This is a genomic window from Streptomyces sp. Y309 (genome assembly GCF_056712025.1).
In genome coordinates, this window is the sequence record NZ_CM160048.1 from 6,567,119 (window position 1) to 6,580,028 (window position 12,910).

Here is a 12,910-nt window from a genome sequence, read left to right on the forward strand (position 1 = left end):
ACCCGCCCGGCCGTCTCCGCTTCACGGAGACCTACGCGGGGCCGAGTGCTCCCGAGCGCTCGTCAACCACCCATGTGTCGACCGGCACCACAGCCACGACCCGGAACCCCCCGCGCACCCCCGGCCCCGACTCCAGTGCGCCGCCCGCCGCCGTGAGGCGTTCGGCCAGGCCGGTCAGGCCGCTGCCGGGCGTGGTCGGGCCCTCGCCGCGGCCGTCGTCCGTGATCACCAGGCGGGTCTCCCCGGAGGCGCCGGAGATCTCGATCTCGCACCGGCTCGCCCCCGCGTGCCGTACGACATTGGTGGCCGCCTCCCGCACCACCCAGCCGAGCAGCGCCTCCGTCCGCGGGCCGAGCGGCGGCCCCGACTGCCGGACGACCGCCTCGACCCCGGCCGCGTCGAGCAGTTCGCGGGCCCGGTCCAGCTCGGCGGCGAGGGCCGCGTCCCGGTACCCGGTGACGGCCTCGCGGATCTCGGTGAGCGCCTGCCTGCCGACCGTCTCGATGTCCTCGATCTGGGTCAGAGCCGCGGTCGTGTTCCGCGGCGCGAGGCGGCGTGCGGCCTCCGACTTCACCACGATCAGCGAGAGCGTGTGGCCGAGCAGGTCGTGCAGGTCGCGGGAGAAGCGCAGCCGTTCCTCCGCCACGGCCCGCCGCGCCAGCTCTTCACGGGCGGCGCGCAGATCCCGTACCGCCTCGGAGAGGGAGAGGATCGCGGCCGTCACCATCGTGGACAGGAACGTGCCGTACGCGATGTTGATGCCGTCCCAGCCCTCATGGAGCCCGGCGACCGTCCCCGCGAGCACGCTCAGCCCGAGACCCACCGGGCCCAGGTGACGGCCCCGGACCACCGCGCCCACGGCGAGGCCGAAGAGCGGGAAGTACATGAGCCAGTTGCCGCCGTACCCGGCCGCGAGGCCGAGGGTGATCGCGCCCATCGCGAGCAGCGCGGCCAGCGTCGCCCGGGACTCGCGTGCCTGCTTGTCGAAGGCGCGGAAGGCGACGGCGACGTACAGGGAATTGAAGGCGAACAGGCCGAGGCCGCCGATCCACGGGTTCGCGGTCTTGCCCTGGAGCAGGTGCGAGAACGCGCCGAGGCCCATGAGCAGCCACGGCAGCAGCGCGAAGCCGTTGGGCGGGCCGGACTGGACCAGCGCGTCCACGTCTCCCGCCCGCTGACGCTCGCGCCACTCGGCCTTCTGCCGGCGCCAGGCCTCCTTGCGCTCCCGGTGGGCGCCGCGGGCCGCGCGCAGGTCGTGCATCCGGCAGGTCAGCCTCGGCTTCCGGGACATGTCTCGCTCTCCGTCGTACGTGTGCCGTCCATCTGTCCGCTCCCGACGGTACGGATCGGGGGCACCGGCGCGGCAGTGGTGTCCGTACCGACTTGGCCAGGACAAATGTCACGGGTGGGCGGCCTGGGCGGCCCTCGCCGACGTATCTGACGTGACGTCAGGACTCTTCACAAGCGTGGGGTGCTGGGTTATACATGGGGCCATCGGCCTAGAACGCGTTCTAGAACGGGTGCGGGAGCAGGCGTCTGGGCCGCCGCAGACGACCTCGGTGCGGCCGACGGTGCGGACAGCCGCACCGAGGTCTTCACCGTCTTGACTCCGCAGCCCGTCTTGACTCCGCAGCCCGCGAGGAGCCGCCACCCCATGCCCATCGACGCCGCGAAGGCCCTGGCCGCCGAGCCCCGCAGGGCCGAGATCACCTGGGACCACAAGGACGTCCAGCTCTACCACCTGGGCCTCGGCGCGGGCGCCAACCCGGACCTGCCGAGCCCCGCCACCGACCCCGAGGAACTGCGCTACACGCTGGAGTCCCGGCTGCACGTCCTGCCCAGCTTCGCCACCGTCGCGGGCGCGGGCATGGGCATGATGGGCGGCCTCGCGGCCCCCGGCATCGACGTGAACCTGGCCGCCGTGCTGCACGGCGGCCAGCGCGTCGAGCTGCACCGCCCTATCCCCGTCAAGGGCCGGGCCGACACCACCGCGAAGGTCGCGGCCGTGTACGACAAGGGCAAGGCCGCCGTCATCGTGCTGCGCTCCGAAGCGGCCGACGACGAGGGCCCGCTGTGGACCAGCGACGCGCAGATCTTCGTGCGCGGCGAGGGCGGGTTCGGCGGCGAGCGCGGCCCGTCCGCGCGCCCCGACACCCCGGACCGCCCCTTCGACCGCGTCGTCGAACGGCCCGTCCGCGCCGACCAGGCCCTGCTCTACCGCCTGTCCGGCGACTGGAACCCGCTGCACGCCGACCCCGAGTTCGCCAAGCTCGCCGGCTTCGACCGGCCCATCCTGCACGGCCTGTGCACGTACGGGATGACGCTCAAGGCGGTCGTGGACACCGTCCTCGGCGGCGACGTGGGCCGCGTGCGCGCCTACGCCACGCGCTTCGCCGGGGTGGTCTTCCCGGGCGAGACGCTGCGCGTCGGCATGTGGGAGTCGGACGGCCGGGTGCAGGTGGCTGTCACGGCCGCCGAACGACAGGACGCGCCGGTCCTGGTGGACACCGTCGTGGAGCTCAACTGACGTCACGTACCGCCGGTCACGTACCGCCGGGACGGCCCGGTCGGGTACCGCCGGGATGAGAGGAGCCGCACAGCCATGCGCGCAGCCGTACTGCACGAGACAGGCCAGGACAAGCTCGACGTGCTCGACGACATCGAGGCGGTGGGCTTCGGCCCGGGCAAGGCCAGGATCCGCCTCCGGGCCACCGGCCTCTGCCACTCCGACATCTCCGCGATGAACGGCGTGCTGCCGCAGCCCGCCCCGTTCGTCCCCGGGCACGAGGGCGCGGGCGAGATCCTCGACGTCGGCGACGGCGTCACCCACGTCAAGCCGGGCGACCGGGTCCTGGTGTGCTGGCTCCCGGCGTGCGGGCAGTGCCCGGCGTGCAGGCGGGGCCAGACGCAGCTGTGCCTCGCCGGGTTCATGAACGCGGGCACGCCCAACTTCAAACGGTCGGGCGACAGTTCGGACGTCTTCGGCTTCGCCGGTACCGGAACCTTCACGGAGGAGGTCGTGGTCGACGCGGCCTGCGCCGTGCCGATCCCGGACGACGTGCCCTTCGACGTCGCGGCGCTGATCGGCTGCGGCGTGACGACGGGGCTCGGCGCCGCGATCAACACCGCCGATGTCGCGGCCGGTTCCTCGGTCGCCGTCCTCGGCTGCGGCGGCGTCGGCGTCTCGGCGATCCAGGGCGCGCGGCTCAAGGGCGCGGCGGAGATCGTCGCCGTCGACCCGGTCGCGTCCCGGCGCGAGTCGGCCCTGCGCTTCGGCGCGACCCAGGCCGTCGCCCCCGACGAACTCGCCGACGTCAACCAGCGCGTGACGGCGGGCGAGGGCTTCGACTACGTCTTCGAGGTCGTCGGCAAGTCCGCGACCACCCGCGCCGCGTACGAGGCGACGCGACGCGGCGGCACGCTCTGCGTGGTCGGCGCGGGCGCCATGGACGACCAGGTGCAGTTCAACATGTTCGAGCTGTTCTTCGACGAGAAGCGGATACTGCCGTCGCTGTACGGGGGCGGGGACGTGCTCCAGTCGTACGAGCGGGCCATCGCGCTGTGGCGCGCGGGGCGGGTCGACCTGGAGGGGATGATCACGCACCGGGTGCAACTGGCCGAGATCAACGAGGCGTTGGAGCAGATGCGGTCGGGGGTGGCTCTGCGGACGTGTATCGAGATCTGAGGTGCGTGGGGTTTGTCGTGAGTGGGGTCCGTCTGGAGAGGAGCTTTCCCTCGTATGTCACTGCCACTTGAAGGCCTCGCCGCCGTCGTCACCGGTGCGGGCCGCGGGCTCGGCCGGGCCGAGGCCCTCGAACTCGCCCGGCTCGGCGCGAGCGTCGTCGTCAACGACTTCGGGCAGGCGGGCCGCGACGGGTCAGGCGCGGCGTCGTCCGCCCCCGCCGAGGAGGTCGCGGACGAGATCCGCGAGGCGGGCGGGAAGGCCGTCGCGCACACCGGGGACGTCGCCGACCACGAACAGGCCCGCGGGCTCGTCGAGTTGGCGACCGGTACGTACGGGAAGCTCGACATCCTGGTCAACAACGCGGGCATCCTGCGGGACCGGATGATCTTCTCGATGTCCGAGGACGAGTGGGACTCGGTGATCCGGGTGCACCTCAAGGGCCACTTCAACACGATCCGCTTCGCCTCCGCCCACTGGCGCGAGCGCTCCAAGGAGGCGGGCGGGCCCGTGTACGGGCGGATCGTGAACACCTCGTCGGAGGCGTTCCTCGCCGGGTCGGCCGGGCAGCCGAACTACGCGGCCGCCAAGGGCGGGATCGTGGGGCTCACCACGTCCACGGCGCTCGCCCTCGCCAAGTACGGCGTGACGGCCAACGCGATCTGTCCGCGGGCGCGGACGCGGATGACGTCCGACGTGTTCGCGGGGTTCGCCGAGCCGGGGGAGGGGGAGGTCGACCCGTTGGCGCCGGAGCATGTGGCGCCCCTGGTGGGGTACTTGGCCTCGCCTGCGGCGCGGCGGGTGAACGGGCAGGTGCTTGTCGTGCACGGCGGGATGGTGGCGGTGGTGGAGCGGCCTCGCGTTGCCGTGCAGTTCGACTCGGCGGGCGGGGTGTTCGGCTTCGGTGAGCTGGACGAGGCCCTGTCCCCGTACTTCGCGTCCCGCCCGGAGGGGGAGACGTTTGCGGCGGCGGAGGTGTTGGGGTTGCGGCGGGGGTAGGGGGACCCTGCCGGGGGCTTCCCCATGCCCGCCCCTTCCCGTAACCAGGGGGCTCCGCCCCCTGGACCCCCGCTGCGGCAAGGTCCAGCCCCTCCGGCGTTTGAGGAGCGGGGGTCTGGGGGCAGAGCCCCCAGTTTCGGGAAGGGGTGCCCGCGCGCGGAGCGCGCTAATGGATGCAGCGGGGAGCCCCCGGCAGGGCCCCACCCGCGTCAGGCCTGCGACGGCTCGCGGCGGTGGCGGCCCCTGGGGGCCGCGTCCTCGTCGTGTTCCGCCACCGGACCCCGGTGCCGCCCGCCCCCGGCGGAGGCCGGCCCGGCGAGGGCGAGGCCCTCACGGGGGTCCACGGCGCCCTGCTCACGCGGCTCGGCGGCCGCATTCTCGATCATCAACAAACTCACCCCGTAGCAAAGATCGTTCGTACAGCCGGGCGAGTCTAACCAACCGTCCCGCGCCCGCCGAGAGGTGCCTGCTGCAACGGCACGGGCCGCGCCGCCCGCGCGGCACCCCCCGCCTCTCTCACCTCGGCGGATGCCGCCGCTTCCCGGCCGGGAGCGGGCACCTCGACCCGCGCCATGCCGCACGGCACGGACCCGGTGACGTACGGCAACTCCAGCACCCCGTCCCGCGTGCAGCGCCCCGCGCCCGCCAACCACCCGGCGGGGGTGGGGAGTTGCTGGACCCGCCGGTCGGCGGGGCGCCAACCGCACAGCAGGGGGGCCGAGTCGCCGGAGCCGTCGTCCACCCGGAGGGCCACCGCGCAGCTCTCCGGCATGAGGACCTGTCCGGGCTGGATCGCGAACGGCGTCACCGCGTGCCCGGGCATCCGCAGGCATTCGGGGAAGCGTACGGGCCGTGTGCTCCCCAACACGCCCCAGCCGAGCCGGGTCTCGCCCGGCGCGTCGGAGCGGATGAGGAGCAGCCCGCTGTCGGCGTCCGCGAGCAGCAGCCGGTCGTCGCTGTCGTCGGCGATCTGCAGCAGCGGTGTCACCTCGCCGCCCCGTTCCAGGTCCACCGCGACCGTCTTCGTCCGGCCGTCCAGCTCGCGGTCGAGCGCCAGCATGCGGTTGGTGCGGTCGAGCCAGACGCCGCCGGTGCAGCGGCCGGGGATCTCGGCGAGGTGCTCGGGCCCGAACGCACCGCCCGCCACCAGCCACACCGAGGTGGAGCGCGGCCCGGCCGCGAGGGCGTACGCGTAGGCGCCGTGCGGGGCGGGCGGCAGCAGGGTCAGCTCGGCGCCGTCGCACTCCACACCGCCGAGCGGCACCTCGCCGGTGCCGGGGCCGGTGGGGTAGAGGAGCGAGAAGAGGTGCCGTCCGGCCGCGCGGCGGTGCACGAGCACGCGGCCGTCGGCCATCGGCAGCACCCGGGTCCCGGGCTCCTCGGGCTGATTCGCGGGCAGCGGCACCGCGTACGGCTCGGCCGAGTCGAGGGTCCAGCGCTCGGGGAACCAACAGCCGCCCCGCTGCGCAAGGCGCGCGGCGTACGCACCGTCGGCGGTGAGGGTGGGGGGTGGGGTGCCGCGTTCGTGGGGTGCGGGCTGGGGTGTGGCGCCCGGCCCGTGGGGATGGGGGTGGGTGCCTGGCTCGTGGGGTGGCGAGGGTGCGGCGCCCGCCTGGCGGTGAGCGGACGGGAGCCGGTTGCCCTGTTCGCGGGGTGAGGGCTGAGGTGTGGTGCCCGGCTCGCGGGGCTGGGGCTGGGTGCCCGGCTCGTGAGCAGACGCGGGTGCGGTGCCTGCCTGGCGGGGTGAGGGCTGGGGTGCGGTGGCCGCCTGGTGGGGAGAGGGCGAGGGCGTGGTCCCCGTCTCGCCGGGAGCGGGCTGGGTGCCCCGCTCGCGAGGAGGAGCTGGGGCGTCCGTCTCGCGGCGGGGCGGCGGGGCGGCCGTCTCGTGGTCGTTTCTGCCGGAGAGGGCCGGGGCGTCGGCCTCCGGCGCCGCCGTCAGGCCGGTGCCGGTGCCGGCGGTGGGCTGTGCGGGCGCCGGGGGGAACGCCGCCCCGGGCCCGGTCGCGATTCTGGTCCAGCGCCCGGTCGCGGCCCCGCCGCCGGGGAGGGAGGCGGGTGCGGTTGGGGACGAAGGCGCGGGTGAGGGCTCGGCCACAGGGGCTGTCATCTGGGGTCACCTCCGCCCGCGACGCTAGTTTTCGCACGCGCTGGCGTGGCACGCGAGGCACCCGCTTCACGCGTACGTGTGGCGAAGTGACGATTCGCCTGAGAAGCCGGGGGCGACTGTGCTGGGTGGGGGCCCGGCGCTTACAGTAAGGCCACCCTAAGTCCCCGCTTGCACAGCTCCCTGGAGTACCGATGTCCCCGATCCGCCGCCCGCACCGCGGTCCCGCCGCCCTCGCCCTCGCCGTGGCCGGCGCCCTCGCCCTCTCGGCCTGCGGGTCCGGCGACGACGGCTCCGGCAAGTCCGACAACGGCAGCGGCAGCAAGGCCGTCGCCCAGGGCGGCGACGAGTTCGCCCAGGCCGCCGAGAAGACGGCGAAGATGGGCACGAGCGCCAAGCCCGGCCAGTTCCCGCGCACCATCGAGCACGCCATGGGCAAGACGGAACTCGAGCAGGCGCCGAAGCGGGTCGTGGTCCTGGACGTCGGCGAGCTCGACAACGTCGTGTCCCTCGGCGTGAAGCCCGTCGGCTACGCCCCCACCGAGGGCGACGACGGCATCCCCGGCTACCTGAAGAAGGACGCGGGCAGCCCCAAGGACGTCGGCACCATCAACGCCCTCAACCTCGAGGCGATCGCCAACCTCAAGCCCGACCTCATCCTCGGCAGCGAGCTGCGCGCCGCCAAGCTCTACCCGCAGCTCTCCAAGATCGCCCCCACCGTCTTCTCCGTACGCCCCGGCTTCACCTGGAAGGAGAACTACCTCCTCAACGCCGCCGCGCTCGACAAGACCACGGACGCCAAGGCCAAGCTGGGCGCGTACGAGAAGAAGGCGAAGGCCCTCGGCAAGGACATCGGCGCCGACAAGCCCACCGTCACGATGCTGCGCTACATGCCCGACCGCATCCGCCTGTACGCCAAGGCGTCCTTCATCGGCACCATCCTGAACGACGCCGGCCTGCCCCGCCCCAAGAACCAGCAGCCCAACGTGCTCGCCGCCGAGATCAGCCCGGAGAAGATCGACCAGGCCGACGCCGACTGGATCTTCACCGGCGTCTACGGCGACGCCAAGAAGACCGGCCGCTCGGCCGCCGAGAAGAACCCCCTGTGGAAGAAGCTCGGGGCCGTGAAGTCCGGGCAGGCCAAGGACGTCCCGGACGAGACCTGGTACCTGGGCCTCGGGGTGACGGCGGCGGACCAGGTCCTGGACGACCTCCGCGGCCACCTCGTCAAGTAGCCGGACGCCGCGCGGCGAACACCCCTTCGCCGCGCGGCGGGCGGTCTGTAGCCGCTCGTCACGCGCCTGTGGCGGTCCGTGACCCATGGACTCAGGGGCACGGCGGGAAGGTAGCCTCTTATTCGTGCCCCGTCTGTCTGAAGTCATCGCCGCCCTCGACGCCCTGTGGCCCGCGGAGCGGGCCGAGCAGTGGGACGCCGTCGGCACCGTGTGCGGTGATCCCGAGGCCGAGGTCTCGCGGGTCCTGTTCGCCGTCGACCCCGTCCAGGAGATCGTCGACGAGGCGGTGCGCCTCGGCGCCGGCCTGCTCGTCACCCACCACCCGCTGTACCTGCGGGGTACGACGACGGTCGCGGCGTCGACGTTCAAGGGCCGGGTCGTGCACGACCTGATCAAGAACGACATCGCCCTGCACGTCGCGCACACCAACGCCGACTCCGCCGACCCCGGGGTGAGCGACGCCCTCGCGGGCGCGCTCGACCTGCGCGTCGTGGGCCCCCTCGTACCGGACACCGGCGACGAGCACGGGCGGCGCGGCCTCGGCCGTGTCTGCGAGCTCGAACACCCGCTGACGCTCGCCGAGTTCGCCGACCGCGCGGCCACGTGCCTGCCCGCCACGGCGCAGGGCATCCGCGTCGCCGGCGACCCGGCGCAGCCGATCCGCACGGTCGCGGTCAGCGGCGGCTCCGGCGACAGCCTCTTCGACGCCGTCCGGGCCGCGGGCGTGGACGCCTTCCTCACCGCCGACCTGCGCCACCACCCGGTCTCCGAGGCGCGCGCCCAGGCGCCCCTCGCGCTGCTCGACGCCGCGCACTGGGCCACCGAGTGGCCCTGGTGCGAGCTGGCCGCGGCCCAGCTCGACGAGATCTCCGACCGGCACGGATGGGGACTTCGCGTCCACGTCTCGAAGACGGTCACCGACCCTTGGACCGCCCACTCGGCGTCGTCCCCCGCTGCTAGCACTCTTGGAGCCCCCAACTGAACGCCGCGCCCGCCGACCAGATCCGTCTCCTCGACCTCCAGGACCTGGACGTACGCCTCAGGCAGCTCGCGCACAAGCGCCAGGCGCTGCCCGAGCACGCCGAGATCGAGTCGCTGACGAAGGACCTCACGCAACTCCGTGACCTGCTCGTCGCCGCGACGACCGAGGAGAGCGACTGCGCCCGCGAGCAGACCAAGGCCGAGCAGGACGTGGACCAGGTGCGCCAGCGCGCCGCCCGCGACCAGAACCGCCTGGACTCCGGCGCGATCACCTCGCCCAAGGACCTGGAGAACCTCCAGAAGGAGATCGCCTCGCTCGCCAAGCGCCAGGGCGACCTCGAGGACGTCGTCCTCGAGGTCATGGAGCGCCGCGAGTCCGCGCAGGAGCGCGTGGCCGAGCTGACTGAGCGTGTCTCCTCCGTCCAGTCGAAGATCGACGACGCGACGGCCCGCCGGGACGCCGCGACCGGAGAGCTCGACCGCGAGGCCGGCACGGCCACCAAGGAGCGCGCGGTCGTCGCCGGTTCCATCCCCGCCGACCTGCTCAAGCTCTACGACAAGCTGCGCGCGCAGCACGGTGGCATCGGCGCCGCCAAGCTCTACCAGCGGCGCTGCGAGGGCTGCCGCCTGGAGCTCAACATCACCGAGGTGAACGAGGTCAAGGCCGCGTCCCCCGACACGGTCCTGCGCTGCGAGAACTGCCGCCGCATCCTGGTGCGCACCTCCGAGTCCGGTCTGTAAGGGGCGCGCGCGGTGCGGGAGTTCATCGTCGAGGCCGACGGCGGCTCCCGGGGCAACCCGGGGCCCGCGGGCTATGGCGCGGTCGTCATCGACGCGGAATCCGGGGAGACCCTGGCGGAGACCGCCGAGTACGTCGGCATCGCGACGAACAACGTCGCCGAGTACAAGGGCCTGGTCGCGGGCCTCAAGGCGGCCCACGCCCTGGACCCGGCGGCGGAGGTCCATGTCCGCATGGACTCCAAGCTGGTCGTCGAGCAGATGTCGGGCCGCTGGAAGATCAAGCACCCCGACATGAAGCCGCTCGCGGCCGAGGCGGCGCGGGTCTTCCCCGCCCCCCAGGTGACGTACGAGTGGATCCCCCGCGAGAAGAACAAGCACGCGGACCGGCTCGCCAACGAGGCGATGGACGCGGGCAAGCGGGGCGAGAAGTGGTCGCCGTCGGCGTCTACGGCGGACCTGGACCGCCCGGCGCGCGCGACTGGTCGTGCCGGGGCCGGTGCCGGTGCTCCGGCCGGGCCGCCCGGGGACGCGGCGGCCGGCGCGGCGAAGGCGCGGGCGGCGCTGGCGGGGGCGGGAGCCACTGCGGCGCGGGGCGCCGGAGGCGGCGCGGGCTCCGGGACCACATCAACTGGGGCCACATCAAGTGGCCCTTCCGGAACTTCCGGTGTGTCCGGTACTTCCGGTACGGCGGCGGGGGCCGAAGCCGACGTGCGTGCGGCGCGGTCCGTCGCGGCCGGGGCCGGGGCGAGTGACGTCGACGCGGGCGGGGAGGCCGTGGCGACCCCGCCCATGGGCTGGGCGGCACCCGCCGACCTCGGCGCCCCGGCGACCTTCGTGCTCCTCCGCCACGGCGAGACCCCGCTCACGCCCCAGAAGCGCTTCTCCGGCAGCGGCGGCAGCAACCCCTCGCTCTCCGACGTAGGCCGGGAGCAGGCCGTGCGTGTCGCCGCCGCGCTGGCCGCGCGCGGCACCGTACAGGCCGTCGTCTCCTCGCCGCTGCTGCGCTGCCAGGAGACCGCCCGCACCGTCGCCGCCCGGCTCGGACTCGACGTGCACCTCGAAGAGGGCCTGCGCGAGACGGACTTCGGGGACTGGGAGGGGCTGACCTTCGCGGAGGTGCGCGAGCGGCAGCCCGACGAGCTGAACGCGTGGCTGGCCTCGCCGGACGTCGCGCCGCCCGGCGGTGAGTCCTTCACCGAGGTCACCGCCCGGGTCGAGGCCGCGCGCGACAAGCTCCTGGCCGCGTACGCGGGCCGTACCGTGCTGCTCGTCACGCACGTCACGCCCGTCAAGACCCTGGTCAGGCTCGCGCTGGGCGCGCCGCCGGAGTCGCTGTTCCGCATGGAGCTGTCGGCGGCGTCGCTGTCGGCGGTGGCGTACTACGCGGACGGCAACGCGAGCGTGCGGCTGCTGAACGACACGGGCCACCTGCGCTGAGGGCACGCACGGCCCCGGGTGGGGTTCAGCGGAGGGCCGCCGCCTCCCGGGCCAGGGACTCCACGCGCGCCCAGTCCTTGGCGGCGATCGCCTCGGCCGGGAGCATCCAGCTTCCGCCCACGCAGCCGACGTTCTTCAGGCCGAGGTAGGCGGGCGCGGAGGCGGCGGAGATGCCGCCGGTGGGACAGAAGCGGGCCTGCGGCAGCGGGCCGGCGAGTGACTTCAGATACGCGGTCCCGCCCGCCGCCTCGGCCGGGAAGAACTTCATCTCGCCGACGCCCTGCTCCAGCAGCGCCACGACCTCCGAGGTCGTCGAGACCCCCGGCAGGAACGGCACCCCCGACGCCTTCATCGCGTCGAGCAGCGCCGGCGTCCAGCCGGGGCTGACGACGAAACGGGCGCCCGCGTCCACCGCGTCCGTGACGTTCCGCGCCGAGATGACGGTGCCGGCGCCGACGACCGCGTCCGGCACGCCGTCGGCGATCGCCCGGATCGCGTCCAGGGCGACGGGGGTCCGCAGCGTCACCTCGATCGCCGGAAGCCCACCCGCGACGAGCGCCCGCGCGAGCGGGACGGCGTCCTCGATGCCCTCTACGACTACTACGGGGACAACGGGGGCCATATCCAGCACGGAGGCCTTGGCGGCGGCAGAGGGGTTCATGGGGTCATCGTGCCCCGCCTCCCACACGCTGCGCAAAGCCCGTTGCACACACCGCAACGTTCCCCACCCACCCGCCCTTCCTATCTGCCGCAACAGTCCGCCCCGGCAGGTTTTAGCCCGTCCGGCGATTGAGGACGAGCCGCGAAGCGGCGATGGGCGGGGGCCCGTCCCACCCGCACCGCACGGGACACCCACCCGACTGGGGAACCCCCGGCAGGGCCCACCCTCAGTGGATCTCGCGCACCACCACATCCAGAGCCCAGGCCCGCCCGGCCCGGCCGGGCGCCTCCGCCTCGACCACGTACCCCAGATCCCGCAACGCGGTGACCAGCTCCGCGGGCCCGGCGGGAGCCACCCCCGCGGAGAGAAGCGCCCGCACCATCCGCCCCTTGGTCGCCTTGTTGAAGTGCGAGACGACGGACCGCCGCTCCACCCCGTCCACGACCTGCGCGTGCAGCACCCGCACGGTCGCCGTCCGCCCGGCGACCTCGCCCTTCGGGCGCCACGCGGCCGCGTACGCCGACGACCGCAGGTCGAGCACGAGCCCGCCCCCGGCGGCCTCGGGCAGCACGGAGGCCATGGGCCCGCGCCAGTACGCGCCGAGCGCCCCGAGCCCGGGCAGCTTCACCCCCATCGAGCAGCGGTAGGAGGGAATCCGGTCGGTCACCCCGACCGCCCCCCACAGCCCGGAGAACACGAGCAAGGAGCGGGCCGCCCGCCGCTTGGCCGCCGCGTCGAGCGAGCCGAGGTCGAGGGCGTCGTAGAGGACGCCGGTGTAGATCTCCCCGGCGGGCCGCGCCCCGGCGGTCCGCAGCTCGGCGTTCTTCGCGACCTCCCCGCGCAGCCCCTCACTGAGGCCGAGGACCTCGCACGCCTTGTCCTCGTCGGCCGCGCACAGCTCGACCAGTTCGTCCAGGACGACGGCGCGCGCGTCGGCGAGCCCGGGCAGGGACAGCGACTCCGGCTTCAGGGGCGCCCCCCGGCCGGACGCGGCCTTGCCTTCGGACGGCGGCAACAGGACGAGCACGATCGCGTCTCCGGTTTCGTCAGTCGGTTCTCGTTGAGGGGGT

At 73.9% G+C, this 12,910-nt stretch carries 11 protein-coding genes and 1 pseudogene; 7 read left to right on the forward strand and 5 right to left on the reverse strand.

Features of this window, described 5'->3' with window-relative positions; translation table 11 throughout:
• Positions 1-31: 31 nt before the first annotated feature.
• Entirely contained in the window at positions 32-1,291 is a 1,260-nt protein-coding gene (locus AC0KTA_RS27085; protein WP_481050822.1) for a sensor histidine kinase, read from the reverse strand.
• A gap of 363 nt (positions 1,292-1,654) precedes the next feature.
• Here AC0KTA_RS27085 and AC0KTA_RS27090 point away from each other — a divergent pair, with 363 nt between their 5' ends.
• From AC0KTA_RS27090 to AC0KTA_RS27100, 3 genes are all read left to right on the forward strand, one after another.
• A complete protein-coding gene (locus tag AC0KTA_RS27090; protein ID WP_481050823.1) occupies positions 1,655-2,527 on the forward strand; it encodes a MaoC/PaaZ C-terminal domain-containing protein in 873 nt (290 codons plus the stop codon).
• A 75-nt stretch (positions 2,528-2,602) separates the two neighbouring features.
• On the forward strand, positions 2,603-3,685 hold the full coding sequence (locus AC0KTA_RS27095) for a Zn-dependent alcohol dehydrogenase (protein ID WP_481050824.1): 1,083 nt from the start codon (positions 2,603-2,605) through the stop codon (positions 3,683-3,685).
• A 54-nt stretch (positions 3,686-3,739) separates the two neighbouring features.
• Entirely contained in the window at positions 3,740-4,681 is a 942-nt protein-coding gene (locus tag AC0KTA_RS27100) for a 3-oxoacyl-ACP reductase (RefSeq protein WP_481050825.1), read from the forward strand.
• 209 nt (positions 4,682-4,890) lie between these two features.
• Here AC0KTA_RS27100 and AC0KTA_RS27105 read toward each other — a convergent pair whose 3' ends face one another.
• Entirely contained in the window at positions 4,891-5,067 is a 177-nt protein-coding gene (locus AC0KTA_RS27105) for a hypothetical protein (RefSeq protein ID WP_481050826.1), read from the reverse strand.
• A gap of 47 nt (positions 5,068-5,114) precedes the next feature.
• A pseudogene (locus AC0KTA_RS27110) lies at positions 5,115-6,215 on the reverse strand (hypothetical protein); the annotation flags it as partial.
• 764 nt (positions 6,216-6,979) lie between these two features.
• Here AC0KTA_RS27110 and AC0KTA_RS27115 point away from each other — a divergent pair.
• The 4 genes from AC0KTA_RS27115 to AC0KTA_RS27130 all read left to right on the forward strand — a co-directional run bounded on the left by AC0KTA_RS27115 (position 6,980) and on the right by AC0KTA_RS27130 (position 11,179).
• Positions 6,980-8,020, forward strand: coding sequence for an ABC transporter substrate-binding protein (locus tag AC0KTA_RS27115; protein WP_481050827.1), 1,041 nt, complete (start codon positions 6,980-6,982; stop codon positions 8,018-8,020).
• A 124-nt stretch (positions 8,021-8,144) separates the two neighbouring features.
• The gene (locus AC0KTA_RS27120) at positions 8,145-9,002 is read left to right on the forward strand and encodes a Nif3-like dinuclear metal center hexameric protein (protein ID WP_481050828.1); all 858 of its coding nucleotides are present in this window, start codon (positions 8,145-8,147) and stop codon (positions 9,000-9,002) included.
• Entirely contained in the window at positions 8,999-9,742 is a 744-nt protein-coding gene (locus tag AC0KTA_RS27125; protein WP_481056578.1) for a zinc ribbon domain-containing protein, read from the forward strand. Before AC0KTA_RS27120 ends, AC0KTA_RS27125 begins: the two co-directional genes overlap by 4 nt.
• Positions 9,743-9,754: 12 nt before the next feature.
• Positions 9,755-11,179, forward strand: coding sequence for a bifunctional RNase H/acid phosphatase (locus AC0KTA_RS27130; protein ID WP_481050829.1), 1,425 nt, complete (start codon positions 9,755-9,757; stop codon positions 11,177-11,179).
• Positions 11,180-11,204: 25 nt separating this feature from the next.
• On the opposite strand, the gene eda is transcribed toward AC0KTA_RS27130, so the two are convergent.
• Positions 11,205-11,840 (reverse strand): bifunctional 4-hydroxy-2-oxoglutarate aldolase/2-dehydro-3-deoxy-phosphogluconate aldolase, encoded by a 636-nt coding sequence (gene eda / locus AC0KTA_RS27135; RefSeq protein ID WP_481050830.1) that lies wholly within the window; start codon positions 11,838-11,840, stop codon positions 11,205-11,207.
• 226 nt (positions 11,841-12,066) lie between these two features.
• Complete coding sequence (gene yaaA, locus AC0KTA_RS27140; protein WP_481050831.1) at positions 12,067-12,867, reverse strand: peroxide stress protein YaaA; 801 nt, start codon at positions 12,865-12,867, stop codon at positions 12,067-12,069.
• Positions 12,868-12,910: the final 43 nt, after the last annotated feature.